Annotated in this window: 24 protein-coding genes and 1 pseudogene; 12 read left to right on the top strand and 13 right to left on the bottom strand. The window is 71.5% G+C overall.

Going from position 1 to position 26,594, the window contains the following annotated elements; translation table 11 throughout:
* The first annotated feature begins 86 nt into the window (after positions 1–86).
* Positions 87–1,037 carry a LysR substrate-binding domain-containing protein gene (locus tag GHR20_RS13365; protein WP_153813283.1) on the top strand — a complete coding sequence of 317 codons (951 nt, stop codon included), beginning with the start codon at positions 87–89 and terminating at the stop codon, positions 1,035–1,037.
* A 64-nt stretch (positions 1,038–1,101) separates the two neighbouring features.
* Here GHR20_RS13365 and GHR20_RS13360 read toward each other — a convergent pair whose 3' ends face one another.
* Genes GHR20_RS13360 through GHR20_RS13350 form a run of 3 tightly spaced genes read right to left on the bottom strand, consistent with a single transcriptional unit; the run spans position 1,102 to position 4,645 of the window.
* A complete protein-coding gene (locus GHR20_RS13360) occupies positions 1,102–3,438 on the bottom strand; it encodes an ABC transporter permease (protein ID WP_153813282.1) in 2,337 nt (778 codons plus the stop codon).
* A complete protein-coding gene (locus GHR20_RS13355) occupies positions 3,435–4,124 on the bottom strand; it encodes an ABC transporter ATP-binding protein (protein WP_111586790.1) in 690 nt (229 codons plus the stop codon). The genes GHR20_RS13360 and GHR20_RS13355 overlap by 4 nt, the downstream gene beginning before the upstream one ends.
* A complete protein-coding gene (locus tag GHR20_RS13350) occupies positions 4,121–4,645 on the bottom strand; it encodes a PadR family transcriptional regulator (protein ID WP_111586789.1) in 525 nt (174 codons plus the stop codon). The genes GHR20_RS13355 and GHR20_RS13350 overlap by 4 nt, the downstream gene beginning before the upstream one ends.
* Positions 4,646–4,871: 226 nt before the next feature.
* Here GHR20_RS13350 and GHR20_RS13345 point away from each other — a divergent pair, with 226 nt between their 5' ends.
* A complete protein-coding gene (locus GHR20_RS13345) occupies positions 4,872–7,244 on the top strand; it encodes a transglycosylase domain-containing protein (protein WP_153813281.1) in 2,373 nt (790 codons plus the stop codon).
* A 59-nt stretch (positions 7,245–7,303) separates the two neighbouring features.
* Here the strand turns inward: GHR20_RS13345 and GHR20_RS13340 are convergent, their stop codons facing one another.
* From GHR20_RS13340 to GHR20_RS13325, 4 genes are all read right to left on the bottom strand, one after another.
* The gene (locus GHR20_RS13340) at positions 7,304–9,397 is read right to left on the bottom strand and encodes an ATP-binding SpoIIE family protein phosphatase (protein ID WP_148027881.1); all 2,094 of its coding nucleotides are present in this window, start codon (positions 9,395–9,397) and stop codon (positions 7,304–7,306) included.
* 296 nt (positions 9,398–9,693) lie between these two features.
* Positions 9,694–10,383, bottom strand: coding sequence for a DUF402 domain-containing protein (locus tag GHR20_RS13335; protein ID WP_187279430.1), 690 nt, complete (start codon positions 10,381–10,383; stop codon positions 9,694–9,696).
* A gap of 95 nt (positions 10,384–10,478) precedes the next feature.
* Positions 10,479–11,864, bottom strand: coding sequence for a class II fumarate hydratase (locus GHR20_RS13330; RefSeq protein WP_153813280.1), 1,386 nt, complete (start codon positions 11,862–11,864; stop codon positions 10,479–10,481).
* 145 nt (positions 11,865–12,009) lie between these two features.
* Positions 12,010–13,704 (bottom strand): fumarate hydratase, encoded by a 1,695-nt coding sequence (locus tag GHR20_RS13325; protein WP_148027879.1) that lies wholly within the window; start codon positions 13,702–13,704, stop codon positions 12,010–12,012.
* Positions 13,705–13,860: 156 nt separating this feature from the next.
* Here GHR20_RS13325 and GHR20_RS13320 point away from each other — a divergent pair, with 156 nt between their 5' ends.
* Together GHR20_RS13320 and GHR20_RS13315 are read left to right on the top strand one after the other, a co-directional pair.
* Positions 13,861–14,559 carry a DUF1707 domain-containing protein gene (locus tag GHR20_RS13320; protein WP_111586783.1) on the top strand — a complete coding sequence of 233 codons (699 nt, stop codon included), beginning with the start codon at positions 13,861–13,863 and terminating at the stop codon, positions 14,557–14,559.
* Positions 14,560–14,691: 132 nt separating this feature from the next.
* Positions 14,692–15,066, top strand: coding sequence for a WhiB family transcriptional regulator (locus GHR20_RS13315; protein WP_153813279.1), 375 nt, complete (start codon positions 14,692–14,694; stop codon positions 15,064–15,066).
* 110 nt (positions 15,067–15,176) lie between these two features.
* Here GHR20_RS13315 and glpX read toward each other — a convergent pair whose 3' ends face one another.
* The gene (gene glpX / locus GHR20_RS13310; protein WP_153813278.1) at positions 15,177–16,211 is read right to left on the bottom strand and encodes a class II fructose-bisphosphatase; all 1,035 of its coding nucleotides are present in this window, start codon (positions 16,209–16,211) and stop codon (positions 15,177–15,179) included.
* Between the two features lie 126 nt (positions 16,212–16,337).
* Here glpX and GHR20_RS13305 point away from each other — a divergent pair, with 126 nt between their 5' ends.
* Positions 16,338–16,883: a DUF4245 domain-containing protein gene (locus GHR20_RS13305; protein WP_153813277.1), complete on the top strand. Its 546-nt coding sequence runs from the start codon at positions 16,338–16,340 to the stop codon at positions 16,881–16,883.
* Positions 16,884–16,947: 64 nt separating this feature from the next.
* Here the strand turns inward: GHR20_RS13305 and GHR20_RS13300 are convergent, their stop codons facing one another.
* The 3 genes from GHR20_RS13300 to xseA form a co-directional block, all read right to left on the bottom strand.
* Positions 16,948–17,538, bottom strand: a complete 591-nt coding sequence (locus GHR20_RS13300) for a malonic semialdehyde reductase (RefSeq protein ID WP_111586779.1) — start codon at positions 17,536–17,538, stop codon at positions 16,948–16,950.
* A gap of 129 nt (positions 17,539–17,667) precedes the next feature.
* The gene (locus GHR20_RS13295) at positions 17,668–17,910 is read right to left on the bottom strand and encodes an exodeoxyribonuclease VII small subunit (protein ID WP_148027876.1); all 243 of its coding nucleotides are present in this window, start codon (positions 17,908–17,910) and stop codon (positions 17,668–17,670) included.
* Positions 17,907–19,115 carry an exodeoxyribonuclease VII large subunit gene (gene xseA / locus GHR20_RS13290; RefSeq protein ID WP_111586777.1) on the bottom strand — a complete coding sequence of 403 codons (1,209 nt, stop codon included), beginning with the start codon at positions 19,113–19,115 and terminating at the stop codon, positions 17,907–17,909. The genes GHR20_RS13295 and xseA overlap by 4 nt, the downstream gene beginning before the upstream one ends.
* 92 nt (positions 19,116–19,207) lie before the next feature.
* Here xseA and GHR20_RS13285 point away from each other — a divergent pair, with 92 nt between their 5' ends.
* Both GHR20_RS13285 and GHR20_RS13280 read left to right on the top strand, forming a co-directional pair.
* Positions 19,208–20,215 (top strand): 4-hydroxy-3-methylbut-2-enyl diphosphate reductase, encoded by a 1,008-nt coding sequence (locus tag GHR20_RS13285; protein ID WP_153813276.1) that lies wholly within the window; start codon positions 19,208–19,210, stop codon positions 20,213–20,215.
* A gap of 49 nt (positions 20,216–20,264) precedes the next feature.
* Positions 20,265–21,011, top strand: a complete 747-nt coding sequence (locus tag GHR20_RS13280; protein ID WP_153813275.1) for an ROK family protein — start codon at positions 20,265–20,267, stop codon at positions 21,009–21,011.
* Positions 21,012–21,146: 135 nt separating this feature from the next.
* Here the strand turns inward: GHR20_RS13280 and GHR20_RS13275 are convergent, their stop codons facing one another.
* Positions 21,147–21,677 (bottom strand): DUF6542 domain-containing protein, encoded by a 531-nt coding sequence (locus GHR20_RS13275; protein WP_181516677.1) that lies wholly within the window; start codon positions 21,675–21,677, stop codon positions 21,147–21,149.
* A gap of 188 nt (positions 21,678–21,865) precedes the next feature.
* Here GHR20_RS13275 and ychF point away from each other — a divergent pair, with 188 nt between their 5' ends.
* The 4 genes and pseudogenes from ychF to GHR20_RS13255 form a co-directional block, all read left to right on the top strand.
* The gene (gene ychF / locus GHR20_RS13270; protein ID WP_153813274.1) at positions 21,866–22,954 is read left to right on the top strand and encodes a redox-regulated ATPase YchF; all 1,089 of its coding nucleotides are present in this window, start codon (positions 21,866–21,868) and stop codon (positions 22,952–22,954) included.
* A 180-nt stretch (positions 22,955–23,134) separates the two neighbouring features.
* A complete protein-coding gene (locus tag GHR20_RS13265) occupies positions 23,135–23,419 on the top strand; it encodes a hypothetical protein (RefSeq protein ID WP_153813273.1) in 285 nt (94 codons plus the stop codon).
* Entirely contained in the window at positions 23,401–23,814 is a 414-nt protein-coding gene (locus GHR20_RS13260) for a PIN domain-containing protein (protein ID WP_153813272.1), read from the top strand. Before GHR20_RS13265 ends, GHR20_RS13260 begins: the two co-directional genes overlap by 19 nt.
* 57 nt (positions 23,815–23,871) lie before the next feature.
* Positions 23,872–24,258, top strand: a pseudogene (locus GHR20_RS13255) (DUF234 domain-containing protein); the annotation flags it as partial.
* An 85-nt stretch (positions 24,259–24,343) separates the two neighbouring features.
* Here GHR20_RS13255 and GHR20_RS13250 read toward each other — a convergent pair.
* Complete coding sequence (locus GHR20_RS13250) at positions 24,344–25,576, bottom strand: serpin family protein (RefSeq protein WP_153813271.1); 1,233 nt, start codon at positions 25,574–25,576, stop codon at positions 24,344–24,346.
* Between the two features lie 260 nt (positions 25,577–25,836).
* On the opposite strand from GHR20_RS13250, the gene GHR20_RS13245 reads away from it, so the two are divergent.
* Positions 25,837–26,589: a GntR family transcriptional regulator gene (locus GHR20_RS13245; RefSeq protein ID WP_111586771.1), complete on the top strand. Its 753-nt coding sequence runs from the start codon at positions 25,837–25,839 to the stop codon at positions 26,587–26,589.
* Positions 26,590–26,594 lie beyond the last annotated feature (5 nt).

Raw genomic sequence — 26,594 nt, 5'->3', positions numbered from 1 at the left:
TGGGTTGGACTCTGACGATGTTGGCACAGGGTGCATTGATTAGGGAAATAGCTACACTCGGTCGTGTTGATCGGAGGTATCTATCAGTGACCATCAGTAACGGCAAGCGGAGGCAGCCGAGCCTCGCGCAGCTGCGCGCCTTCGCCGCCGTGGCCGAGCATCTGCACTTTAGGGACGCGGCGGCGGCCATCGGCATGAGCCAGCCCGCGCTGTCCGGCGCGGTCTCGGCGCTGGAGGAGACACTCGGAGTGACCCTCCTCGAGCGTACGACGCGCAAGGTACTGCTCTCGCCCGCGGGGGAGCGGCTGGCGGTGCGGGCGAAGGCGGTGCTGGAGGCGGTCGGCGCGCTGCTGGAGGAGGCGGAGGCGGTCCGCGCCCCCTTCACCGGGGCGCTGCGCCTCGGGGTGATCCCCACCGTGGCGCCATATCTTCTGCCGACCGTGCTGCGGCTCGTCCATGAGCGCTACCCGGACCTCGACCTCCAGGTGCACGAGGAGCAGACCTCCAGCCTGATCGACGGCCTGGCCACCGGGCGCCTCGACCTGCTGCTGCTCGCCGTCCCGCTGGGCGTCCCCGGCATCGCCGAACTCCCGCTGTTCGACGAGGACTTCGTGCTGGTCACCCCGCTCGACCACTGGCTCGGCGGCCGCGAGGGCATCCCGCGCGAGGCGCTGAAGGAGCTGAACCTGCTGCTGCTGGACGAGGGTCACTGCCTGCGCGACCAGGCCCTCGACATCTGCCGGGAGGCGGGCCGCGCGGACGCCCCGGTGACGACGACGGCCGCCGGGCTGTCCACGCTGGTCCAGCTGGTCGCGGGCGGCCTCGGCTGCACCCTGCTGCCGCGCACCGCGCTCAAGCTGGAGACCACCCGCAGCAGCCAGTTGCTCACCGGCTACTTCGCCGACCCGGCCCCGAGCCGCCGGGTCGCCCTCGCGATGCGCGCGGGCGCGGCACGCGGTGCCGAGTACGAGGAACTGGCGGGGGCGCTGCGGGAGGCGATGCGGATGCTGCCGGTACGCATGTTCGACGGCGGTTGACGCCGTACGCGAAGGGCCCCTCCCGCATCCGGGAGGGGCCCTTCGCCGTAAGGGACTCGGGGACCTACTCGGTCCGCAGCCCCTCCGGGCGCATCAGCCGCAGCAGCGGCGGCAGGCTCAGCGTGGTGACCACGAGGACCACCGCCGCGCCGGCGCCGGTCATCGACAGCACGCTCCGCCAGTCCACGCGCAGCGGCGAGCCCACCATCTTCAGCAGCACCGAGCCCAGCGTCAGCCCGACGGCCGTGGCCAGCAGCAGGCCGAGCGCGACCGGGATCGCGGTCTGCCAGAACACCGACAGGCTCAGGGTGCGCCGCCGGGTGCCGAAGGCCATCAGCGAGGACAGCAGCTTGCGCCGCTCGCGCAGCTGCTCCAGCTGGGTCACCAGCAGGCTCGCGCCGATCAGCGCCAGCACGCACAGGGCTCCGACGTACAGACCGGTGCGGATGGAGGTGAAGTTCCTGGACTGCTCGGTGGACGACCACACCATGACATCGGCGAACGGATCGACCTTGGCCGCCGTGTTGCGGATGTACTCGGACACGTCCGGCACGTTCTTGTCGAGCATGACGTACACCGCGCCGTCCAGCAGCCGGCCCACCTGGCCGGGCACCGCCGCCGGGGTCAGCAGGATGGCGCTGTTCTTGGTGCCGTTGGGGCTGGTGATCGCGCGAGCCGGCTTCAGGCCCGCCGGCACGGTCCAGCGCACGTCCCGGCCCTGGCCCGCGCCGTGGTCCGCGTCGAGATGGAGCACCCGGCCCGGCCGCGCGAGCTTCTCGACCGCGGTGTCGTCGTCCCCGCCGGTCGCCAGGAAGGCGTCCCCGTCGTGGCAGGACGGCAGCTGGGCCGTCTCCCGCAGCGAGGCACAGGTGCCGGAGATCAGCGTGGTCGTGTCCCCGGGCCCGCTCTTCCAGTCCTTCTCGCCCAGGCTGGTGCTGCCGAGCGAGACCGCCTTGCGCACCCCCTTGGTCGTGTTGAACCGGTCCGCGGCCGTACGGAACGGGGTGCCGTCCGACAGGTTGATCTGCATCTGCGCCCGGGTCACGTCCTGGCCGGTCGCCTTGGTGTAGTCGCCCTGGACCCCCGCGAACAGCATCTGGAGCGCGACCGCGCCGGCCACCGCGACGGCGATGCCGTTCACCATGCGGGCCGCCGAACCGCTGCTCAACTGGAGCCTTCGTACCGCGAGTTGCCAGGCCACCGGGCCGTGGTGCAGCCGGGCCACCATCGCCTCCACGACCCAGGGCAGCAGCGCGGTGACGCCGACCAGCAGCAGCAGCACGCCGCAGGTCACCAGGTACTGGTTGAACTGGCCGTTCGAACCGCCCTGGCCGATCATCGGGGCGAGCATCGCGACGCCGCCCAGCGGCAGCAGCAGCCGCCACCACAGCCGGCGGCGCGGCGGCCTGGCCGTACGCACCACGCCCAGCGGCTCGATGACCACCCCGCGCAGCGCCAGCAGCGTGACCAGCACCGCCGCCGCGGGCACGGCGAGGGCGACCAGCGCGGCCAGCGCGGGCGAGGGATCGAGGTAGTCGGGGAAGGCGCTGACGCCCAAGACCTCCACCGAGCCCGCGAACTGCCGGCCCAGCAGGAAGAAAACGGTGCCGAGGACCAGTCCGACCAGCGATCCGGCCAGCGCCTCACCGGCCGCGATCCGGCGGGTCATCCGGCTGTCGGAGCCCACCAGGCGCAGTGCGGCCAGTCGGCGGTCGCGCCGTTCGCCGCCGAACCGCACGGCGGTGGCGATGAACACCGCCACCGGCATCAGCAGCACCACGAAGACCACGAGCACCAGCAGGATCAGGATCGGGTCCATGTGGGACGGCGGGGTCGCCTCCGTCGCCCCGTACATGTTGATCCGGGCGGTCCGGGAGCCGTCCATCTTCGGGGCCAGGTTCTTCGCCCCGGCGTAGTAGGCGAGTTCCCGCGAGCCCACCAGCCCGTCCTCGGTGATCGTGCCGGTGATCCGGTACGGCAGCCGCGCCCGCAGCAACCGGCCCCCGGGGGAGCCGAGCAGCTCCTTCAGGGCGGGCGAGACGACCATGTCGCCGGGCGCCGGGTACGCGGTCAGGCCCGGCGGGACGGGCGCCTTGGGGCCCTCCGGCTCCACCAGCCGGCCGCGCACGTCGTGGCCGTGGAACTCGGTGTCGGTGTCCGAGATCACCAAAGTGTTCGCGGCCTTCGGCCGTACCGGCCCGTAGGTGTGGTCCGCGCGGGCGTTGTCCCGGTCGTGCCGGACCGAGAGCGCGTTCGGCATCGCGGTGGTGAGCAGCAGCAGCGCCACGCCGAGGCCGACCCCGACCGCCGTCAGCAGCACCCGGATCCAGCCCTCGCGCCCCCCGGTGAAGGCGAACCGGAAGCCCAGGCCGAGGTCTCTGCCCCACTGGCGGGTGCTCATACGGCGCGCTCCATGTCCCGGGACTTGCCGTCGCGTACGACGATCTCCCGGTCGGAGTAGGCGGCGACCCGGGCCTCGTGCGTGACCAGCACGACGGCCGCGTTGGTGGAGCGGGCCGCGTCGGTGAGCAGCTCCATCACGCGTTCGCCGTTGAGGGAGTCGAGCGCGCCGGTCGGCTCGTCCGCGAACACCATCCGGGGCGCGGTGACCAGCGCCCGCGCCACCGCGACCCGCTGGCCCTGGCCGCCGGAGACCTCGCTGGGCCGCTTGCCGCCCAGGTCGTCCACCTCCAGCCGCTCCAGCCAGGTCAGCGCGGCGCGCTCGGCCTTCTTGCGGGGGGTGCCGTTGAGCCGCAGGGGCAGGGCCACGTTCTCCGTACAGGTCAGCTCGGGGACCAGCTGGCCGAACTGGAAGACGAAGCCGAACTCGCTGCGCCGCAGCGCGCTGCGCTCAGCGTCGCTCATGCCGGACAGCTCCCGGCCGTCGTACATGATCGACCCGGAGTCGGGCGGCACGATGCCGGCCAGGCAGTGCAGCAGTGTCGACTTGCCGGAGCCCGAGGGGCCCATGATCGCGACGACCTCGCCGGGGTGGATGGAGAACTCGGCGCCGTCCAGCGCCAGCGTCGGGCCGTACGCCTTGCGCAGGTCCCGGGCGGTGAGCAGGGAACCGGGGGGAGGAGTCATGCGGCGACCTCCGCGCGCAGCTTGTCCAGACGGGCGGTGGTCAGTTCCAGCCAGCGCAGATCGGCTTCCAGATGGAACAGGGCGTGGTCGCAGATCAGCTGGTCGGCGAGGTCGCCCTTGCGCTTGCGGTCGGTCAGGATGCGCATGCTGCGCAGGTGCTCGGAGCGCTGGATGTCGAGGATGCCGACGGCGTCGCGGTGGGTGAGGAGCGCGAGGACGACCTTGGTGTACAGGGTCGACTGGAGGTACTCCTCCGGCTTCTCCGGGGTGGCGAGCCAGCGCTGCACGTCGGTGACGCCGGCCTCGGTGATGGCGTACCGCTTGCGCTCGGGGCCGCCGCCGGACTCGACGCCGTCGACCTCCACGAGGCCGTGCTTCAGCAGCCGGGACATCGTCGAGTAGACCTGGCCGTAGTGCAGGGGCCGGTCCTGACCGAACTTCTCGTCGAAGGCCCGCTTGAGGTCGTAGCCGTGGCGCGGGCCGGACTCCAGGAGTCCTAGGAGGGTGTGACCGATGGACATGCCCTGCACTCTACACACCGTGTATACGCAATGTGTATACGCACGGGGAGCAGGTCGGCGACTTCGGGACGCGGAGCAACCTCAAACCCCTGGTAACCGTCGGTTCCTTTGGGGCGGGGTGCTGATTCTCACGTCCGCAAAAGAGCGGATCGGTTGCCCTTTGTCATAGAGGCGAGTGTTAGCTTTCGGAGCTGACCACCGAAGACGGAAGCGGAGCGAAGGACCCATGGGACGAGCGGAAGAGAGACGAGCGCGACAGCGCGGCGGACACCGCGCGGCGCCCCCGAGCCGCCGCTCGACACCCGAGTCCGGAAACGGATCGGTGGGTCGCGCGCCCGGGGGCAAACCCCGCAAGAGCTTTCTGCGCCGGCTGTTCACCTGGAAGAAGATCCTCGGCACGATCTTCGGACTGTGCCTGCTGTGCATAGGCGGCTTCGCGGCCGCGTACATGCTGGTGGACATACCGGCGGGCAACGCCGACGCCCAGCTCCAGAGCAACATCTACAAGTACGGCGACGGCACGATGCTCGCCCGCACCGGGCAGCTCAACCGGGAGAGCGTCGACCTCGACCAGGTCCCCAAGAACGTCCAGCTCACCTTTGTCGCCGCCGAGAACAAGAGCTTCTACCACGACTCCGGCGTCGACCTGCGGGGTACCGCCCGCGGTGTGCTCAACACCGTCATGGGGCGCGGTACGCAGGGCGGTTCGACGATCACCCAGCAGTACGTCAAGAACTACTACCTCGACCAGAACCAGACCGTCTCGCGCAAGCTGAAGGAACTGGTCATCTCGCTGAAGCTGGACCGGCAGAAGTCCAAGGACTACATCCTCGCGGGCTACATCAACACCAGCTACTACGGCCGCGGCGCCTACGGCATCCAGGCCGCGTCGCAGGCGTACTACCACAAGGACGCCAAGAACCTCACGGTCGAGGAGGGCGCCTACCTCGCGGCCCTGCTCCAGGCGCCCAACGAGTACGACTGGGCGCTGGCGTCTCCCACCGGCAAGCGGCTGGCCCAGGCGCGCTGGAACTACGTCCTGGACAACATGGTCAAGCAGCACTGGCTGGACGCCGGCAAGCGCCAGGCCATGAAGTTCGAGAAGCCGAAGGCGCCCAAGGCGGCGCCCGGCATGAAGGGCCAGACCGGCTACCTGGTGGACGCGGCCAACGCCTCCCTGGAGCGGCAGCTGGTCGCCCAGGGCAGCGCCGCCACGATCGGCGACGCCGAGGCGCTGGTGAAAAAGGGCGGCTGGACCATCACCCTCAACATCGACAAGGGCAAGCAGCACCAGCTGGAACAGGCCGTCAAGGAGCAGCTGACCAGCAAGCTGGACGCGAAGAGGCGCTCCGTCGACGGCGACGTCCAGCCCGGTGCCGTGTCCGTGGACCCGAAGACCGGCAAGGTCCTCGCGATGTACGGCGGCGCGGACTACTTCAAGCACTTCCGCAACAACGCCACCCGCACCGACTACCAGCCCGCCTCCACCTTCAAGCCGGTGATCCTCGCCGCGGCGCTCCAGCAGGGCTCCGTCACCCAGGACGGCAAGCCGATCAACGCCGACACGGTGTACGACGGCACCAGCGGCCGCCAGGTGGTCGACCACGGCGCCAAGGTCGGCTTCGACCCGCCCAACGAGGACCACGCCGACTACGGGAACATCACCGTCCAGAAGGCCATGGACGACTCCGTCAACTCCGTCTTCGCGCAGATGGGCGTCGACGTGGGCATGGACAAGGTGATGAGCACCGCCAAGCAGCTCGGCATGGACACCACCGGCATGCAGGCGGTGCCCGCCCAGACGCTGGGCTCCATGGGCGCGAGCCCGCTGGAGATGGCCGGCATCTACGCGACCCTCGACAACCACGGCAAGAAGGTCACCCCGGCGATCATCAAGTCGGTCGAGCACAAGGACCGCGACGTCACGCTCCCGAACCCGGTCGGCGACCAGGTGATCAGCAGGACGGCGGCCGACACGGTCACCTCCGTGCTCACCGGCGTGGTCGACGACGGTACGGCCAGGGTGTCGGTGGCGGCCAATCCCGCGCGGGACGGGCAGCAGGTGGCCGGCAAGACGGGCACGTCCGACAACAACAAGTCGGCCTGGTTCACCGGCTACACGCCCGGCCTGGTCACCTCGGTCGGCCTGTTCGGCGAGAGCGCCAAGACCCACGCGCAGGTTCCCCTGACGGGCGCCACCGGCCTGCTCCCGGGCACCGGCCGGGTCAACGGCGGCACCTACCCCGCACAGATCTGGGCCGCCTACACCTTCAACGCGATGGACAGCGTCGGCAAGTTCGACCTGGACACCTCCCAGGGCGCCGCCGTCGAGACCCCGACGCCGACGCTCAGCACCAGCCACACCCCGACGCAGTCGCCCTCGCAGTCGCCGTCGGGTACGCCGTCCTCGTCCCACACCCCGACCCAGTCGCCCACCCAGTCGCCGACGCAGACCCCGACCAAGTCGCCGACGCAGTCCCCGACCGGGCCGCCGACCACCGGGGCGCCGACCGGCGACCCCTCCCCGGACGACCCGCTCGACCAGCTCGGGGGAGAGCGGGAGCAGCTGGGACACCAGCAGCGCCAGCAACAGCCGTAGACGGACCTGAGGGAGGGCGCCCGGTACTTCACCGGGCGCCCTCCCTCATGCGTGCCGCGTCAGCCGCGGTGCAGCTCGAACCACACCACCTTGCCGGTGCTCAGCCGCGTCGCGCCCCACCGCCGGGCCAGCTTGTTGACCAGGTACAGGCCCCGGCCGCCCTCGTCGGTGGCCCGCGCCTGCCGCAGCCGCGGCAGCTGCGGCACGTCGTCGCCGACCTCGCAGCGCAGCACATGGGTGCGCAGCAGCCGCAGCGTCACCGGCCGCGACGCGTACCGTACGGCGTTCGTCACGACCTCGCTGACCAGCAGCTCCACCGAGTCGGTGAGGTCCTCCATGTCCCAGCGGGCGAGCGCGCGCCGGGCCAGCCGGCGGGCCTGCCCCGGGGCCGAGTCCTCCGGCTCCAGCGTCCAGTACGCCACATCGCTCGGCGCGATCCCGTCGAAGCGGGCCGCGAGCAGCGCGATGTCGTCGTCCCGGTCGCCGGGCCCGAGCATGTCGAGGACCTCGTCGCACAGGGCCTCCAGCGGCGGCGGATGGTCCGGACCCGTCAGCTGCGCGGTGGCGGCGAGCCGCTCGCGCAGCTGCTCTATGCCCGTCCACACGTCCCGCAGCCGGGACTCCACCAGGCCGTCGGTGTACAGCAGCAGCGTGGCCCCGGCCGGCGCGTCCAGCTCGACCGCCTCGAAGTCCACCCCGCCGACGCCGATCGGCGCGCCCGGCGGCACCCGCAGCACCTCGGCCCGCCCGCCCAGGTGCAGCAGCACGGGCGGCGGATGACCGGCGTTGGCGATGGTGATGCGATGCGTGACCGGGTCGTAGACGGCGTACAGACAGGTCGCCATGCGGTCGGTGCCGAGCCGCTGCGCCTGCTCGTCCAGGTGGTGCAGCACCTCCTGCGGCGGCAGATCGAGCCCGGCCAGCGTCTGCGCGGTGGTGCGCAGCTGGCCCATGATCGCCGCCGAGGTCATGGAGTGGCCCATGACGTCGCCGACCACCAGCGCCACCCGGCTGCCGGGCAGCGGGATCGCGTCGTACCAGTCGCCGCCCACCCGCGCGGTCTCCGCGGCCGGCAGATACCGGGAGGCGAGCCGCACCCCGGTCGGGCGGGGCAGGGTCTCGGGCAGCATGGTGCGCTGCAACTCGTCGGCGATGTACGCCTCGCGGCCGTAGAGGACCGCCTTGTCGATGCCGAGCGCGCTGTGCGTGGCCAGTTGGGCGGCCACCAGCAGATCGTCCGTCTCGAACGCGAGGCGCTCGGGGCGGCGCAGGAACAGGGCGGCACCGATCACCCGGCGCCGGCCGCGCAGCGGCGCGAGGATCGCGTGCTGCCCGGACGGGACGAGCGCCTCCGCGCCGTCGCCGAGCAGTTCGGGCAGGGCGGCACGGGCGGCGGGCGCGTCCGCGAACACCGGGCGCACCCCGCGCAGCACCTCGTTCAGCGCGCCGCCGGGGCGCACCTCGCACAGTTCGGTGGTCAGCGAGGACAGTTCGGCGAGCGCGACCGGCTCGGGCTCCGGCTCGAACGCGCCGGGCAGCAGGACGCCGTCGGTGTCCCGCTCCTCCGGTATGCGGTCGGTACGGCGCAGCCGCAGGACGACCGGGCCGGTGGGCCGTTCGTCGCCGACCGGCAGCGGGTCGCGCAGATAGACGAGGATCGCGTCCGAGAACGTCGGCACCGTGGCCCGGCACAGACCCATCACGATCTCGTCCAGGTCGAGGCCGCGGGCGATCCGGCGGGTGGCCGCGCCGACGAACCTGAGCCGGTCGCCGTCACGCCGCATCGGCATCGGCCGCCCCGGCGGCAGACCCCGGCCGGTACGGCGCTCCGGACCGCCCGGAGACCGCTCCTGGTCGGCGCCCGGCTGCGGCGGAATGGCCTCCGCGGGACGCGGGCGATGGGCCGCGCCGGCGTCCGCGGTGGCGGGCTGGGAGTGCTCCGGGCCGTTGACTGGGGGCTCCTTCCCCTTGCCGTCCATGGGCTGGCCACACGAGGTGGCCGCCCCGGACCCCGACGGCGTCCCGTCCGCCCGTGCCTGCACGGGTAAGACGGGGGTGCCGACCGGTTCCGGGGCATGCGTCAGGGCCCCGCGGCCGTCCGCGGGGTCGGCGCCCGCCTCGGGGCGCTCGAAGGAGGTGGGCTGCTCCGTCACGCGTGTCGCATCCATCCGTCCGGGGCTGCGCGCCGGGCGCGCAGTCGGTCCCGCAGAAGTCCCGATACCCGCAATACGTGCCCCGGGAACGGATTTTCCGTGTACCCGAGGGAAGTTCCCGTGCCACCGGCGTGGCCTGCGCGCCCGGCGGTGCTCCCCTGATACCCCTCGTTCACGTCCTTGCCGCCCCTCGGTGACGATCGGTCAAGCCCGGCGCAAGCCGCGGAAGTTGTCGCTCCGAAGCGCCCTTGCGGAGGACGATCCTACGTTTCCTGCCCGGGGGCGCATCAAGAGTCTCATGAGGACACGTGCGCGGGCGTACGGTCCCAGTCCTCGGGGAGTGACGGTACCGCCCAGGACTCGTCCGGGCGCCATCCCGGCCAGCCTTCCGAGAACGGCGGCCCCCAGGCCGCGATCGCCTCCAGGGCCGCCCGCCCGGCCGCGCGGACCCGCTCGGCGGTCCCGGCGGGCATCAGGCCGTCCCGCTGGGCCTGTGCGAACTCGTCCTCGTCGCGCCAGTGCCAGCTGCGGTCCGGGCGTACGTCGATGTCCAGGAAGTGGTCCTCCGAATCCACCCCGCCCGCCCAGCGGACCAGCGGTTCCTCCAGGTTGACGTACCAGTTCTTGAACCGCCAGCCCGGTTCCCAGAACAGCCACACCGACCAGGGCACGCCGGGCTGGGCGAGCTTCAGCACGCCGGTGCCGAGCCAGCGGTCCCGCCGCACCGTGCGCGGCTTGGTGTAGCGGGACTCCAGCGGCTCGCGGTGCACCGGGGTGCCGTCGGCCAGGGCCGGCTTCACGCACTCCGTGCCGGGGGCCAGCCAGACGGCGAGCAGCTCGGCGTCGTCGCGTACGACGGTGACGGGCCGCACGATGTGGAACTTCGCGCCGCCGTTCTCCCGGTAACGCCACAGGATCTGGGTCCCCGGCGCCCAGTACGCCGCAGGTCCCGCCGCCGCTTGCCGCATCGTTCCGTCGTCCGTCATGGGCAGATATTAGGTGCCGGGCGGGACGGGCGCTGCGGCGCGGGTCACGGTTCCCCCGTGCGCGTGCGCGGTGGCCGAAAAGGTTCGCTCAGGGGTTACGGACGGGTCATCCGCAGCACGTCCAGCGCCTCGTCGAGCTGCTCCGCGGTCAGCTCGCCGCGCTCCACGTACCCGCCCTCCAGGACCACCTGACGGATCGTCCTGCGTTCGGCGAGCGCCTTCTTGGCGACCTTCGCGGCCTCCTCGTAGCCGATGTACTTGTTCAGCGGGGTGACGACGGACGGCGAGGACTCGGCGTACTCGCGGGCGCGTTCGCGGTCGGCGGTGATGCCGTCGACGGTGCGGTCCGCCAGCAGCCGGGTCACGTTGGCCAGCAGCCGGATCGATTCCAGGACGTTCTTGGCGATGACCGGGAGCATCACGTTCAGCTCGAAGTTGCCGGCGGCGCCCGCGGTGGCGATCGTCGCGTCGTTGCCGACGACCTGGGCGGCGACCATCAGCACGGCCTCCGGCACCACCGGGTTGACCTTGCCCGGCATGATCGAGGAGCCCGGCTGGAGGTCGGGCAGCCGGATCTCGGCGAGCCCGGTGCGCGGGCCCGAAGCCATCCAGCGCAGATCGTTGGCGATCTTCGTCAGGCCGACCGCGATGGTCCGCAGCTGCCCGCTGGTCTCCACGATGCCGTCCCGGGCGCCCTGCGCCTCGAAGTGGTCGCGGGCCTCGGTCAGCGGCAGGCCGGTGGTGCGGGCGACCTCCTCGATGACGGCGGCGGAGAACCCGGGCGGAGTGTTGATGCCGGTGCCCACCGCGGTGCCGCCCAGCGGCAGCTCGGCCAGCCGGGGCAGCGAGGCGCGCAGCCGCTCGACGCCGTACCGGACCTGCGCCGCGTAGCCGCCGAACTCCTGGCCCAGCGTCACCGGCGTCGCGTCCATCAGGTGCGTACGGCCCGACTTCACCACGTCGGCGAACTCGGCGCTCTTGCGCTCCAGCGCGGCGGCGAGGTGGCCGAGGGCCGGGATCAGGTCATGGGTGACGGCGGCGGTGGCGGCGATGTGGATCGAGGAGGGGAAGACGTCGTTGGACGACTGCGAGGCGTTGACGTGGTCGTTGGGATGCACCGGGCGCCCGAGCCGCTCGCTCGCCAGGGTCGCGAGGACCTCGTTGGTGTTCATGTTGGACGAGGTGCCCGAACCGGTCTGGAAGACGTCGACCGGGAAGTGCTCGTCCCAGTCGCCCCGGGCGACCTCCCCGGCCGCCTCCTGGATCGCCCCCGCGACGTCCTTGTCCAGCACCCCGAGTTCGGCGTTCACCTTCGCCGCGGCCGCCTTGATCCGGGCGAGCGCCTCGATGTGCGCCCGCTCGATCCGCTGCCCGGACACGGGGAAGTTCTCCACGGCCCGCTGCGTCTGCGCCCGCCACTTGGCGTCCGCCGGTACCCGGACCTCGCCCATGGAGTCGTGCTCGATGCGGTATTCGCTCATACCGGGTACAGCGGTCGAGGGGCCCGTGTTGTTCCGGGGGTTGGGCCATCGGCCGCGGCCCGGCCCCCGTACGGGTCAGGCGAGGCCGCGGGGGAGGGGCGGGTGGTGCGGCGGGGCGGGAGCCGTCCCCGCCGCACCGGGAGCGCTACGCCAGGCCGGGGCCCCGCACCGGGATCGACGTGAACGTGGGGGCGGGGGCCGGGTTCTGGAAGAAGTCGTTGCCCTTGTCGTCGACGACGATGAACGCCGGGAAGTCCTCGACCTCGATCTTCCAGACGGCCTCCATGCCGAGCTCCTCGTACTCCAGGACCTCGACCTTCTTGATGCAGTCCTGGGCGAGACGGGCCGCGGGGCCGCCGATGGAGCCGAGGTAGAAGCCGCCGTGCTCGTCGCACGCGTCGGTGACCTGCTTGCTGCGGTTGCCCTTGGCCAGCATCACCTTGGAGCCGCCGGCCGCCTGGAACTGCGCCACGTAGGAGTCCATCCGGCCGGCCGTGGTCGGACCGAAGGAGCCGGACGCGTAGCCCTCGGGCGTCTTGGCCGGACCGGCGTAGTACACCGGGTGGTCCTTCAGGTACTGCGGCATCTCCTCGCCGGCGTCCAGGCGCTCCTTGATCTTGGCGTGCGCGATGTCGCGGGCCACGACCAGCGGACCGGTCAGCGACAGCCGGGTCTTGACCGGGTACTTGGTCAGCTCGGCGAGGATCGCGTCCATCGGCTGGTTGAGGTCGATCTCGACGACGTCGCCCTCGGTCTCCAGGTGCTCGTCCGTCGTCTCCGGCAGGAACCGGGCCGGGTCCCGCTCCAGCTGCTCCAGGAAGACGCCCTCGGCGGTGATCTTCGCGACGGCCTGGCGGTCGGCCGAGCAGGACACGGCGATGGCGACCGGGCAGGACGCGCCGTGCCGGGGCAGGCGGACCACGCGGACGTCGTGGCAGAAGTACTTGCCGCCGAACTGCGCGCCGATGCCGATCTTCTGGGTCAGCTCGAAGACCTTCTCCTCCAGCTCCTTGTCCCGGAAGCCGTGGCCGAGCGGCGAACCCTCGGCGGGCGCGTTGTCCAGGTAGTGCGCGGAGGCGTACTTCGCGGTCTTGAGCGCGTACTCCGCGCTGGTGCCGCCGACGACGATCGCCAGGTGGTACGGCGGGCACGCGGCCGTACCGAGCGAACGGATCTTCTCCTCCAGGAACTTCATCATGGAGGCTTCGTTCAGGACGGCCTTGGTCTCCTGGTACAGGAAGGACTTGTTGGCCGAGCCGCCGCCCTTCGCCATGAACAGGAACTTGTAGGCGCCGCCGTCCGTCGCGTACAGCTCGATCTGCGCGGGCAGGTTGGAGCCGGTGTTCTTCTCCTCCCACATGGTGAGCGGAGCCATCTGCGAGTAGCGCAGGTTCAGCTGGGTGTAGGCGTCGTAGATGCCGTGCGAGAGGTGCTTCTCGTCCGTGCCCTCGGTGAGGACGTTCTGGCCGCGCTTGCCCATGACGATCGCGGTGCCGGTGTCCTGGCACATCGGCAGCACGCCCGCCGCCGCGATGTTCGCGTTCTTCAGCAGGTCCAGGGCGACGAACTTGTCGTTCGCGGACGCCTCGGGGTCGTCGATGATGCGGCGCAGCTGGGCGAGGTGGGCCGGGCGCAGGTAGTGCTGGATGTCGTGGATGGCCTCCGCGGCCAGCGCCCGCAGTGCCTCGGGCTCCACCTTGAGGAACGTCCGTCCGTCCGGGCCCTCGACGGTGGACACGCCCTCGGACGTGACCAGCCGGTAAGGGGTGGTGTCCTCTCCTTGGGGGAGCAGATCGGTGTATGCGAACGCTGGGCGGGGCGGTTGGGAACTACGCGGCATCTCAGCCCATTCCTCACTCTGACGGACGGCGCCCGCCGACGCTGGCGGGCCCGTCCAGCGTAGAACCTGCCGTCGGCGCCCGGCTTGTGAGGTAAGGCTCAGTCGAGTCATCCACACCCCTAGTCGCGATCTATCGCGTTTCGGTACGCTGCTGCCGTGGACCTTCAGAAGCCCGTTCGTATCCAGGACGCCACCCCGAGCGTCTCCGCCCTGCGCGCCTCGGACGCCGAGCGCGACCGGGTCGCCGACATCCTCCGCGAGGCCCTCGCCGAGGGCCGGCTCACCGCCGACGAGCACGCCGAGCGCGTGGACGGCGTGCTGCACGCGAAGACGGTCGGCGAGCTGGAGGTCTTCATCCAGGACCTGCCCGCCGCCCACCAGCACTCCGCCCGTGCCGCCTACACCCCCGCCCCGCCGCGCCCCACGGACGACATACCCAGCGAGTCCGACGCGAACGTGGTGGCCGTCTTCAGCAGCGCGGTCCGCCGCGGCCGCTGGCGCGCCGGCCGCCGGCTGCACGCGTACTCCGTCTTCGGCAGCGTCGAGATCGACCTCAGCGAGGCGGTCTTCGAGTACCAGCAGGTCGTGATCAAGGCGGTCTCGGTCTTCGGCGACATCCAGATCCGCGTCCCGGAGAACGTGTCGCTGCGCGGCACCGGCGGCGGCGTCCTCGGCAACTTCGACGTGGCGACGCTGGACTCGACCGAGACGGACGCGCCGGTCGTCTACGTCGACGGGTGGGCCGTCCTCGGCAATGTGGAGGCCCGGCCCAAGCGGGGCAAGCTCGTCTCGGACATCCTGGAGCGGGTCCAGGACAAGGTCGAGCGGAAGCTGCGCAGACACCTGGACCGTTGACGGCCGCGAAGGACGGCCGCGAACTCCCCGGCAATCACCCGTGGTTGGGAACGCAGTGCATAGGCGCGCGTACAGCGGGTAGGGCTTGCTGCATCGTCTCTCGCTCGCGAAGCCGTCGTCAGGAGTAGACCCGTGCTGCGACCGCCGCATTCGTCCTTGCAGGTAGCTGCCGTACCGGCCCAGCGGGAGCCGGCACGGGAGCGGGACCAGGAGGCACCCTGGCACACCGAGGCCGTGTGCCGGCGTGACGAGGCGGGGCTGTTCTTCGCCCCGTCCAAGGAGCCGACCGCCGCCCGGCTGTCCCGGGAGGAGGCGGCCAAGCGCGTCTGCGCCCGCTGCCCGGTCATGGTCGAGTGCCGTGAACACGCACTCCTCCAGCCCGAGCCCTACGGCGTCTGGGGCGGTCTGACGGCCGCCGAGCGCCGGGTGGTCCTGGCGCGGCGCCGCCGCCGCGAACTGGACCTGAAGAAGGCGACCCGCGCGACGACGGACCGCATAGCCGGCTGACAAGGCCGGCTTGCCGGGCCGGCCGACACAGCCGGCCGGCAAGCGAAAGCGCCCCCTCCGCACAGGGGGCGCTCGCGCCGAGCGGACCGCCTGGCCCGCTCGGCCTCGGCCTACTTGGCCCGCTCGAAATCGATCGCGCTGTAGGCCCGCAGCTTGCGCAGGCGGTGCTCGGAGTCGATCCGGCGCACCGTGCCCGACTTCGAGCGCATCACGATCGACTCGGTGAGCGCGGTCTCCGACCGGTACCGCACCCCGCGCAGCAGCTCGCCGTCGGTGATGCCGGTGGCCACGAAGAACACGTTCTCCCCGGAGACCAGGTCGTCCGTCATGAGCACCCGGTCGAGGTCGTGCCCGGCGTCGATCGCCCGCTGCCGCTCCTCGTCGTCCTTGGGCCACAGCTTGCCCTGGATCGTGCCGCCCAGGCACTTCACGGCGCAGGCCGAGATGATGCCCTCCGGCGTACCGCCGATGCCGAGCAGCAGGTCGACGCCCGTGCCCTCGCGCAGCGCGTAGACGGAGCCGGCGACATCGCCGTCGGAGATCAGCTTGATGCGGGCGCCGGCCTCCCGGACCTCCTTGATCAGGCCCTCGTGCCGGGGCCGGTCCAGGATGACGACGGTGACGTCCTCCGGGGTCGCCTTCTTCGCCTTGGCGATCCGCCGGATGTTCACGGCGACGGGCGCGTCGATGTCCACGAAGTCCGCGGCCTCGGGGCCGGTGACCAGCTTGTCCATGTAGAACACGGCGGACGGGTCGAACATGGCGCCGCGCTCGGCGGCGGCCAGCACGGCGATCGCGTTAGGCATGCCCTTGGCGGTCAGCGTGGTGCCGTCGATCGGGTCGACGGCGATGTCCACCTCGGGGCCGGTGCCGTCCCCGACGTGCTCCCCGTTGAAGAGCATCGGGGCTTCGTCCTTCTCCCCCTCGCCGATGACGACGACGCCGTTCATCGAGACGGTGGAGACGAGGGACCGCATGGCGCGCACCGCGGCGCCGTCGGCGCCGTTCTTGTCACCGCGCCCGACCCAGCGGCCGGCGGCCATCGCCGCGGCTTCGGTCACCCGGACGAGTTCCAGGGCGAGGTTGCGGTCGGGAGCCTCGGCGGGAACATCGAGTTCGGAGGGCAGGTGATGATTTTCGGTCATCGGGGCGCACCTTTCTGATACGGCGACGGCCGGATGAGGGTCTTGGCCATGACTCTATCGTTAGGCAGACAAAATGAGCAGGGGACCCCACGTTTGAGCGCCTGAGGCACCTGCGACCATAGGGACGTGGCAGGTTCGAAAGGCAAGCAGAAGACGGCCCGGGACATGATTCTCTCCCTGGCCCTGATCGGCATCGCGGCGGCGGTCGTCTACCTCTTCGCCATCCCGCACGACAATCACGCTCCCGACCTCAAGCGGGTCGACTACCGGGTCGAGCTGATCACGGCCCGCAGGGCGGCGAGCTACCCGGTGGCGGGCCCCGAGGGCCTGTCCGACGCCTGGAAGGCCACCTCGGTGAGCTACGACGGCGCGAACGGCGACTACTGGCACCTGGGCTTCCAGACCCCTGATGCCCAGTATGTCCAGATCGAGCAGTCGACGCAGAAGCGGGCCGACTTCATCGACCAGGCCACCCAGGGCGCGAAGGCCACCACGACCACCGAGCGGATCGACGGCCGCACCTGGACCCACTACACCGGTGGCCGCTACGACGCCCTCGTCCTGCGGGACACGCCCGGCTCGACCACCGTGGTCGCCGGCACGGCGTCCTTCACCGATCTGACGAAGATGGCGTCGGCGCTCCGGATGGAGAAGACCTCCTCCGCGTCCTGACCCGTCGACCGACGCGGAGAGGCCCCCGGCGATGCCGGGGGCCTCTCCGCGTGGCGGGGGCGGCTCAGACGGTCGTGACGACGTCCTCGTACGCGAGCCGGGGGGAGCGCGGGTACGACGCGTCCGGGCCCGGGCGGCCGATGTTGACGACCATCAGCGGGGTGTGGTCGTCGTCCAGGAACTCCTTGCGCACACCCTCGGGGTCGAACCCGGTCATCGGGCCCGCGGCGAGACCGGCGGCGCGCACGCCGACGATGAAGTAGGCGGCCTGGAGCGCGGAGTTCAGCGCGGCGGAGCGCTCACGGGCCGGGCGCTCGGCGAAGAAGGCGTCCTTGGCGGCCGGGAAGGCCGGGAACAGGGTCGGCAGCTCCTCGTGGAACTCGTTGTCCGCGGCGAGGATCGCGACCAGCGGGGCGGTGGCGGTCTTGGGGCGGTTGCCCTCGGCCATGTGCTGGACGAGGCGCTCACGGGCCTCGGGGGAGCGGACCAGGGTGACGCGCAGCGGGGTCTGGTTGAAGGCGGTCGGGCCGTACTTGACCAGGTCGTAGATCGCCCGGACCTGCTCCTCGGTCACCGGCTCGTCGGTGAAGGTGTTCGCGGTGTGGGCCGCACGGAACAGCAGGTCCTGGGCGGCGGGGTCGAGAACGAGAGACATCGTGACTTCCTCGGTGATGCGTACGGTCCGCTCCGGACCGCTGCTGACCGTACGACCCTACGCCCATTGAGTTTTAACTTTCAACAAAACCGGCCGCAGGGTGACCCACCCCACAGCCTCGGGCGGCTCCTACTCGGCCTCCTCGCCCGTGCCCTCCTCCTCCGCGAGCGCCGCGTCCAGCCGGGCGCGCGCCCCCTCCAGCCAGCGCCGGCACACCTTGGCCAGCTCCTCCCCGCGCTCCCACAGCGCCAGGGAGTCCTCCAGCGAGGCGCCGCCCGCCTCCAGCCGCCGCACGACCTCGATCAGCTCGTCCCGCGCCTGCTCGTACGAGAGCGTCTCCTGCGCCTCGCCGGTCTCCGTCTTGCCGGTCATTCGCCCACCTTCACCGTGAATTCGCCGTCGGCGACGCGCGCGCGCAGCGCCTCGCCCTCACTCACCTCGCCCGGATCGCGCACCACGTGCCCGTCGGAGCGTTGCAGCACCGCGTAACCGCGTTTCAGCGTGGCCGCGGGGGAGAGGGCCACCACGCGCGCGCGGGTGTGCGTCAGCTCCGAGTCCGCGCGGTCCAGCAGATGGCCGAGGGTGCGCCGGGCCCGCCCGGCCAGGGAGGCCACATGGTCCGCCCGCTCGTCGAGCATCCGGTGCGGATCCTCCAGCGCGGGCCGGGCCAGCGCGTGCGCCAGCCCCCGCTCCTCGCGGTCGAGGAGCGCGTGCACACAGCGCCGGGCGCGGCCCCGCAGCATCCGCACCCGCTCCAGTTCCTCGCCCACGTCCGGTACGACCTTCTTGGCCGCGTCGGTCGGGGTGGAGGCGCGCAGATCCGCGACCAGGTCGAGCAGCGGACTGTCCGGCTCGTGCCCGATCGCGGACACGACCGGCGTACGGCACCCCGCCACCGCGCGCACCAGCTGCTCGTCCGAGAAGGGCAGCAGATCCTCCACGCTGCCGCCGCCCCGGGCGACGACGATGACGTCCACGTCCTCGATCGCGTCCAGCTCCTGGACCGCCCGCACGACCTGCGGGACGGCGTGCACCCCCTGCACGGGGACGTTGCGCACCTCGAAGCGCACCGCGGGCCAGCGGTGCCGGGCGTTCTCCAGCACGTCCCGCTCGGCGGCGGAGGCGCGGCCGCAGACCAGGCCGATCAGCTGCGGCAGGAACGGCAGCGGCTTCTTGCGCTCCGCCGCGAACAGCCCCTCCGCCGCGAGCGACTTCTTCAGCTGCTCCAGGCGGGCCAGCAGCTCACCGACCCCGACCGGCCTGATCTCGGCCGCGCGCAGGGAGAGCTGGCCTCTCGGCGCGTACCACTCCGGCTTGGCCAGCACGAGGACGCGGGCGCCCTCGCCGACGACGTCCGCCACGTCGTCGAACACCTGCCGGAAGCAGGTCACGCCGACCGAGATGTCGTACGACGGGTCGCGCAGCGTCAGGAACACGACGCCGGCGCCCGGCCGCCGCGACAGCTGGGTGATCTGCCCCTCGACCCACACCGCGCCCAGCCGGTCGATCCATCCCCCGATCAACCGGGAGACCTCACCGACCGGCAGGGGTGCCTCAGGGGTCGTCTTCAAAGCCATGCGCCGAGCGTAATGGCCGCCACCGACAAGGAGGTCCGGCCGGGCGCGGGCGGCGGAACCCGGCGTCGTCGTACGCCCCCTACGATGGACCCATGACCGCTTCGCCTCGCCGCCGTGTCCTGCTCGCCGCCCCCCGAGGCTACTGCGCCGGTGTGGACCGCGCCGTGATCGCCGTCGAGAAGGCCCTGGAACAGTACGGCGCCCCGATCTACGTCCGGCACGAGATCGTCCACAACAAGTACGTCGTGCAGACCCTGGAGAAGAAGGGCGCCGTCTTCGTCGAACGCACGGAGGAGGTGCCCGAGGGCAACATCGTCATGTTCTCGGCGCACGGCGTGGCCCCCGTCGTCCACGAGGAGGCCGAGCGGGGCCGGCTCGCCACCATCGACGCGACCTGCCCCCTGGTCACCAAGGTCCACAAGGAAGCCGTCCGGTACGCCAACGAGGACTACGACATCCTGCTGATCGGCCACGAGGGCCACGAGGAGGTCATCGGCACCTCCGGCGAGGCCCCCGAGCACATCCAGCTGGTCGACGGCCCCGAGGACGTCGCCAAGGTCGAGGTCCGGGACCCGTCGAAGGTCGTCTGGCTGTCGCAGACCACCCTCTCCGTGGACGAGACCATGGAGACCGTCGACGCCCTGAAGACCAAGTTCCCGGGCCTGGTCTCCCCGCCCAGCGACGACATCTGCTACGCCACGCAGAACCGCCAGATCGCGGTGAAGCAGATGGGCGCCGATTCCGACCTGGTCATCGTGGTCGGCTCGCGCAACTCCTCCAACTCCAAGCGCCTGGTCGAGGTCGCCAAGCTCGCCGGCGCCCGCGAGGCGTACCTGGTGGACTTCGCCGACGAGATCGACGAGAGCTGGCTGGAGGGCGCGCACACCGTCGGCGTCACCTCCGGCGCCTCCGTGCCGGACGTGCTGGTCGAGCAGGTCCTGGAGTGGCTCGCCGCGCGCGGCTACGCGGACGTGGAGATCGTCAAGACCGCCGAGGAGTCCATCACCTTCTCGCTGCCCAAGGAGCTCCGCCGCGACCTGCGCGAGGAGGCGGCGAACCTGGTGGCCGAGCGCGGTGGATCGGGCGCTTCCGAGGAGTGATCACGCCCTCACGGGCGGGACGGTCAGTGCCCCGTCGTAACGTGGAGCCATGCAGATCTTCGGCGTGGACATCGGCGGATCCGGGATCAAGGGCGCCCCTGTGGACCTCGACAGGGGCGATCTCGCCCAGGAGCGCTGCAAGGTGCTCACCCCCCACCCGGCGACGCCCGACGGCGTGGCCGACGGGGTGAAGCAGGTGATCGACCACTTCGGCTGGACCGGCCCGGTGGGCCTGACCTTCCCCGGCGTGGTCACCGGCGGGGCCACGGTCCGTACGGCGGCCAATGTCGACAAGAGCTGGATCGACACCGACGCGCGCGCCCTGTTCGGCGGCCGGCTGGGCGGCCTGCCGGTGACGGTGGTCAACGACGCGGACGCGGCGGGCGTCGCCGAGATGCAGTTCGGCGCGGGCCAGGGCCGCGGGGGCACGGTCATCCTGCTCACCTTCGGCACCGGCATCGGCAGCGCCCTCTTCGCGGACGGCGTCCTGGTCCCCAACACCGAACTGGGCCACCTGGAGCTGCACGGCCACGATGCCGAGCACAAGGCATCCAGCAAGGCCAAGGAGGACCACGACCTCAGCTGGGAGCAGTGGGCGCGCCGCGTCCAGAAGTACCTGGCGCACGTGGAGATGCTGTTCTCGCCCGAGCTGTTCATCATCGGCGGCGGGGTCAGCCGCAAGGCCGACAAGTTCCTGCACCACATCGAGGGCATCAAGGCCGACATCGTCCCCGCGCAGCTCCAGAACAACGCGGGAATCGTGGGGGCGGCGATGCGGGCGGCACAGCAGTCGTAGGCCGCCGCGGCGATGCGGGGAGCGGTCGCGGGGAGCGGGAGCGGTCGCGGGGCGGCGCGCGGAGGGCCGTCAGCCGCGCCGTCCAGGCCGCTGATCCGCTCAGCTGCCCCCTGCTGCCCCCTGCTACCCCCTCGCTCAGTGCGGGCGCCGCCGCCCCCGCACCCACCGCACCCGCCGTACGAGCACGATCACCCCCGCGACGAGCGTCCCCCCGTACAGCCAGCCGGCCTGGGTGGCCAGCCCCGTCACCAGGCCCATCAGCCGGCCGAGCACCCCCTCGCGCCCGTCGGCGACCACGAGCAGCCCGGCCGCGAAGGCGATGGGCACCGCGACGGGCGCGGTCAGCACGTCCCCGGGGCGCACCCACAGCGCGGTCAGCACGCACACGGGCAGGAACAGCACGCCGTACACCGGTGGCGAGCCGCCGAAGAGCAGCTCGTCGAGGCAGCCCAGGACGAACATCGCGGCGACGCAGAACAGGCCGCCGCCGAGCCCGGTGAGCCGGGGGCCCGGCAGCCCCGGGCCCGGCACCGGCCGTGACTGCCCCGCGCCGCGCCCCGCCACCGGGCCGGGCGGGCGGCGCCGGGCCTGCGGCGGCAGATGGGCGTGCGGCCGGTTGCCGCGGCGCCGTCCGTCGTTCGGGGGTCGCGTTCTGTGCTGCTCCATTGGACCAACTTAGGTCTGCTTATGTGCCTGATCGGCTCCCAGACACGCCGATGGGCGGACCTTGGCCGGGTGGGCGACGTTCCCGGGAGGAGGGCGCGCGAAACGCCGTAGACTGGTGGATCGGCCAGTGTCCTCCGAGGGCCTGGCAGCCCCAGCTCCTGGCCCTCTCATCCACGGGAAGTCGCAACGTGTCGCTCACGATCGGAATCGTCGGCCTGCCCAACGTCGGCAAGTCGACCCTGTTCAACGCCCTGACCAAGAACGACGTGCTGGCGGCCAACTACCCGTTCGCCACGATCGAGCCCAACGTCGGCGTCGTCGGTGTCCCCGACGGCCGGCTGGCCCAGCTGGCCTCGATCTTCTCCTCGGAGCGCATCCTTCCGGCCACGGTCGACTTCGTGGACATCGCCGGCATCGTGCGCGGCGCGTCCGAGGGCGAGGGCCTGGGCAACAAGTTCCTCGCGAACATCCGCGAGTCGGACGCGATCTGCCAGGTCATCCGCGCCTTCAAGGACGAGAACGTCGTCCATGTCGACGGCAAGGTCTCGCCCAAGGACGACATCGAGACGATCAACACCGAGCTGATCCTCGCCGACCTCCAGACCATCGAGAAGGTCCTGCCGCGGCTCCAGAAGGAGTCCCGGATCAAGAAGGACGTCGCGCCGAAGGTGAAGGCGGTCGAGGAGGCCAAGGAGATCCTGGAGAAGGGCGACACGCTCTTCGCGCACGGCATCCTCCAGGGCACCGAGCGGGCCGAGCTGCTGCACGACCTGCACCTGCTGACCGCCAAGCCGTTCCTCTACGTCTTCAACGTCGACGAGGACGAGCTGACGGACGAGGACTTCAAGAACGAGCAGCGCGCGCTGGTCGCCCCCGCCGAGGCGATCTTCCTGAACGCCAAGCTGGAGGCCGACCTCGCCGAGCTGGACGAGGACGAGGCCCTCGAACTCCTCCAGTCCGTCGGCCAGGAGGAGCCCGGCCTCGCCACCCTGGCCCGCGTCGGCTTCAACACCCTCGGCCTGCAGACCTACCTCACGGCCGGCCCCAAGGAATCCCGCGCCTGGACCATCAAGAAGGGCGCCACCGCCCCCGAGGCCGCCGGTGTCATCCACACCGACTTCCAGAAGGGCTTCATCAAGGCCGAGGTCATCTCCTTCACCGACCTCGTCACCACCGGCTCCGTATCCGAGGCCCGCGCCAAGGGCAAGGCGCGCATGGAGGGCAAGGACTATGTGATGCAGGACGGGGATGTGGTGGAGTTCCGCTTCAACGTGTAGCGGCTGATATATCACCACGTCACTGAACTGGCAAACATGCAGGTCAGAGAGGGCTCGACTCTTCGGGGTCGGGCCCTTGGTCTTTTCCCGTGCTGGGATTTGTGCGAGCAGGGCGCCGGCTGAGCTGTGGAGATAGTGCGGACCTGGCACTTTTCCTACTCGTTTGACACAATCGAGGGCATGGCTGAGACGACGTACAGCATCGGGGAAGGGCCGGCGACGCGGGTGAGCTTGTCGCTGCCGGAGGGGACCGCGGAGGCGATCCGGGCTCGGGTGGGCAAGCGGGAGTTCTCCGCGTTCATCGCCGAGGCGGTCGAGCGTGAGCTGCGGGGGCAGGTCCTGGACGAGTACCTGGCGGACTACGAGAGCCGCAAGGGGCCGGTCTCCGAGCAGGCTCGCCAGCGGGCACGGCACGTCTTCGACGAGGTGTTCGCCGAGGAGGGCGAGTGGCCCGCCGCAGGCTGAGTCACGAGGGGACGCTGGTCCTCGACAGCGAGGGACTCTCGAAGCTGCTCGCTGACGAAGAACAGGTGGTGGCTCTGATCGCTGAGGCGCGCTCGCGCGGCATGGAGGTCGTGATCAGTGCGCTCACCATCATCGAAGCCGTCCACGCCCGTACGAACAAGTCCCGCCTGAACTGGGTGCTTTCCGGACTTCGGGTCGTCCCCGTCGGTGACGAGGAGGCGAGGGCTGCCTCGAAGTTGCTGATGAATGCCGGGTTGCACGGACACAAGTACGCGATCGATGCGGCCGTCGCCGAGGCCGCGCGGCGACAGCACCGCCCGGTGATCATGTTGACCTCCGATATCGACGACATGGTCAAGCTATGCGGCGATCGGGTCCGGCTCGTGGCGGTCTGATTTCTGCTGTCGGAGTGGTCCAGGAGGCTCCTGGAGGTCTTGCCTCAGACGTCTGGCGCACGGATCCGGGAGAGCTGGACCAGCCGGCGCGGCCGGGCGATCGAGCCGCTCGTCCGGGAGGCGCTCGCCCGGACACTGCCCGACGACCGTCTCCCGGCAGCCCCCGCGGTAGGCGGCTACTGGACGCGCACCGACGACGTCGAGATCGACATCGTCGGGGCGGACCGGGCCCCCATCGCCAAGGAACTGCTCTTCGTCGGTTCCATCAAGTGGCTGGAGCAGTCACCCTTCGACCGGCACGACCTGGCGGCTCTGTCTCGGCATCGGGCCGCCCTCACCGGTGAACCCGTCCCCGTCGTGGCGGTCTCGCGCAGCGGAGTCGACTGTCCGGGGCTCGATGCCGTCTATGGCCCCTTCGATGTGCTGGCCGCATGGCCGCGGTGAGCGGCGGATCGGCAGACGCGGCGACGCGGGCCGGGGCCGGGGCAGGGGAGGGGGCCCACAGGGCTCCTCCCCTCGGCCATGCGCGTCACACGCCCGGCCTCCCCGCGCTGCCCGCGTACCCCTGGGCCGGGTAGGGGGAGGGGTCGGTGATCCAGCCGGACATCAGGACCAGGCGGGAGTCGCGGTCGACGGCGAGGAAGGCGAAGGGACGGTCGAAGGCGGCGTGCACGACGGTGGTCTCGTAGCGGGGCTGGGGCGGGGCGCCGCCGGGTGCCGCGGCCACGGCCGTCACCGTGGCCGCGCGGAAGCCGAGGGCACCGAAGCGGGTCACGGACGACTGGCGGGCCTCCGAGACGGCCAGCGGGTGGGCGCTCACGCCCGGGAAGTGGCCGTAGCGGGGGTCGGTCGCGGTGTGGAGGCCGAACAGGTCGGGCTGGGCGAGCAGATCGTGGTCCGCGCGGACCTCGTAGGCCACCGTCCGCACGTCCAGGGACGTCGGCTCCGGGGTGACGGACTGTTCTCGCGCCACCCGCAGCCCGGGCCCGACCTCGCCGTACGGCAGGGCGCCGCCCGGCGTGAGCGGGAGCGTGCGCTCCACCACGGCCACGCCCGCGGCGATGACCTGGCCCGGCGTCATGCGCTCCTCGCCGAGGACGAGATGGACGTCGATGCCGTTGTCGCCGGGGACCGTCAGCGCGGTGACGAAGCCGTCCGGGGTGCCGCTCACGCCGACCCGGTCCGGGCGCACGCTCCGCCGGTGCAGGCCGCGCAGGGTGCGGCCCTGCCAGGGGCCCGCCGCCGGGGTCAGCGGCTGCTCGGTGAAGGGCTGGCGCCAGGTGGTGTGCAGGGCGAGCGCGCCGGCCAGCACCATCCGCGTCTGCCGGTTCAGCGCCACCGGCATCCGCTCGACCAGTCCGCCGGTGCGCTCGGCCGCCCAGCGGTCCATCCGCTCCTGCGCGGTGACGAGGTCGTCCCCGAACGAGCCGTGGGTGGCCGCCGGCAGCTTGGCCAGCCACTCCTCGCGCAGCAGCAGTTCCGCCTGGGTCCACAGGCCGAGCGCCGCGTCCAGGCCCGACACCGAGCCCAGGGCCGCGAGCAACTCCCGCGCGGTGACGGCCGCTTGATCCGCGGGCACGCCCAGCGCGTCGGCCAGCTCCTGCCGGGCGGGACCCGCCGCGCCGTCCGCGAGGAGGGCCAGCAGGGGCCAGACCCCGGCGGCGGAGAACACCGTGCCGCCCCGCGCGGTGGCGCCCCAGCGCGCGGTGAGTCCGTTCACCGTGCGTACGACGGCGCCGTCGACCCGGTTCTCCACCTTCAATTCCGCCCCCTGTGTCCCGCTTACCTGCGACAAGTCGTAAGAGGCACGGTACCGGTGTTCCCGGACTGCCGTTCGGGCGGCCGGAGTTGTCCGGGTCGCCCGGCAGGTGTGAAGGGGGGTGCGGGTGGGGGAGAAAGTGCTGGGTGGGGGCTTGCCCGCCCAGATGTAATCACTTCGAGTGAATCTCTGGCCTTTGCTTGCACGGCTCAACCCACGGTTGCCACGCTGTTGCTGTCTGTACAATCTGATGGGAGCGGCCAGTGACTTTCGGTGAGCAGCCGGCGTATCTGCGTGTCGCGGGTGATCTCCGCAAGAAGATCGTCGACGGTTCACTGCCGCCCCACACCCGGCTCCCCTCGCAGGCCCGCATCCGCGAGGAGTACGGCGTCTCGGACACCGTCGCCCTGGAGGCCCGCAAGGTCCTGATGGCCGAGGGTCTGGTCGAGGGCCGCTCCGGCTCGGGGACGTATGTGCGCGAACGGCCCGTGCCGCGCCGGGTGTCCCGCTCCGGCTACCGCCCCAGCGGCGGCGCCACCCCCTTCCGGCAGGAGCAGGCCGACGCCGCGGTGCGCGGCAGCTGGGAGTCCCGCAGCCGGCAGGCCGAGGCCGGTGCCGCGATCGCCGAGCGGCTCGGGATCGAGATCGGCGAGCGGGTCATGCGCACCAAGTACCTCTTCCGTGAGGCCGGTGAGCCGATGATGCTCTCCACCTCCTGGGAGCCCCTCGCCGTCACCGGCCGCACCCCGGTGATGCTGCCCGAGGAGGGTCCGCTCGGCGGGATGGGCGTGGTCGAGCGCATGCGCGCCATCGACGTGATCGTGGACAACGTGACCGAGGAGGTCGGCGCCCGCCCCGGTCTCGCCGAGGAGCTGCATCTCCTCGGGGGCGTCCCCGGCCATGTCGTCCTGGTCGTGCAGCGCACCTACTACGCCTCCGGGCGGCCGGTGGAGACCGCGGACGTGGTCATTCCGGCGGACCGGTACCGGGTGGCGTATCACCTGCCGGTGCGGTGAGGGCC

Origin of the sequence: Streptomyces sp. SUK 48, assembly GCF_009650765.1 — a bacterium.
In the GTDB taxonomy this organism is placed as follows: domain Bacteria; phylum Actinomycetota; class Actinomycetes; order Streptomycetales; family Streptomycetaceae; genus Streptomyces.
Note: the sequence above shows the minus strand (reverse complement) of the source record. Positions and strands in the feature narration are given on the sequence as shown.

Excerpts from the sequence above, each read along its gene's own strand:
- GHR20_RS13360 (WP_153813282.1), bottom strand. The coding sequence starts at position 3,438 with ATGAGCACCCGCCAGTGGGGCAGAGACCTCGGCCTGGGCTTCCGGTTC.
- GHR20_RS13355 (WP_111586790.1), bottom strand. The coding sequence starts at position 4,124 with ATGACTCCTCCCCCCGGTTCCCTGCTCACCGCCCGGGACCTGCGCAAG.
- GHR20_RS13350 (WP_111586789.1), bottom strand. The coding sequence starts at position 4,645 with ATGTCCATCGGTCACACCCTCCTAGGACTCCTGGAGTCCGGCCCGCGC.
- GHR20_RS13345 (WP_153813281.1), top strand. The coding sequence starts at position 4,872 with ATGGGACGAGCGGAAGAGAGACGAGCGCGACAGCGCGGCGGACACCGC.
- GHR20_RS13335 (WP_187279430.1), bottom strand. The coding sequence starts at position 10,383 with ATGACGGACGACGGAACGATGCGGCAAGCGGCGGCGGGACCTGCGGCG.
- GHR20_RS13330 (WP_153813280.1), bottom strand. The coding sequence starts at position 11,864 with ATGAGCGAATACCGCATCGAGCACGACTCCATGGGCGAGGTCCGGGTA.
- GHR20_RS13325 (WP_148027879.1), bottom strand. The coding sequence starts at position 13,704 with ATGCCGCGTAGTTCCCAACCGCCCCGCCCAGCGTTCGCATACACCGAT.
- glpX (WP_153813278.1), bottom strand. The coding sequence starts at position 16,211 with ATGACCGAAAATCATCACCTGCCCTCCGAACTCGATGTTCCCGCCGAG.
- GHR20_RS13300 (WP_111586779.1), bottom strand. The coding sequence starts at position 17,538 with ATGTCTCTCGTTCTCGACCCCGCCGCCCAGGACCTGCTGTTCCGTGCG.
- GHR20_RS13295 (WP_148027876.1), bottom strand. The coding sequence starts at position 17,910 with ATGACCGGCAAGACGGAGACCGGCGAGGCGCAGGAGACGCTCTCGTAC.
- xseA (WP_111586777.1), bottom strand. The coding sequence starts at position 19,115 with ATGGCTTTGAAGACGACCCCTGAGGCACCCCTGCCGGTCGGTGAGGTC.
- GHR20_RS13285 (WP_153813276.1), top strand. The coding sequence starts at position 19,208 with ATGACCGCTTCGCCTCGCCGCCGTGTCCTGCTCGCCGCCCCCCGAGGC.
- GHR20_RS13280 (WP_153813275.1), top strand. The coding sequence starts at position 20,265 with ATGCAGATCTTCGGCGTGGACATCGGCGGATCCGGGATCAAGGGCGCC.
- GHR20_RS13275 (WP_181516677.1), bottom strand. The coding sequence starts at position 21,677 with ATGGAGCAGCACAGAACGCGACCCCCGAACGACGGACGGCGCCGCGGC.
- GHR20_RS13265 (WP_153813273.1), top strand. The coding sequence starts at position 23,135 with ATGGCTGAGACGACGTACAGCATCGGGGAAGGGCCGGCGACGCGGGTG.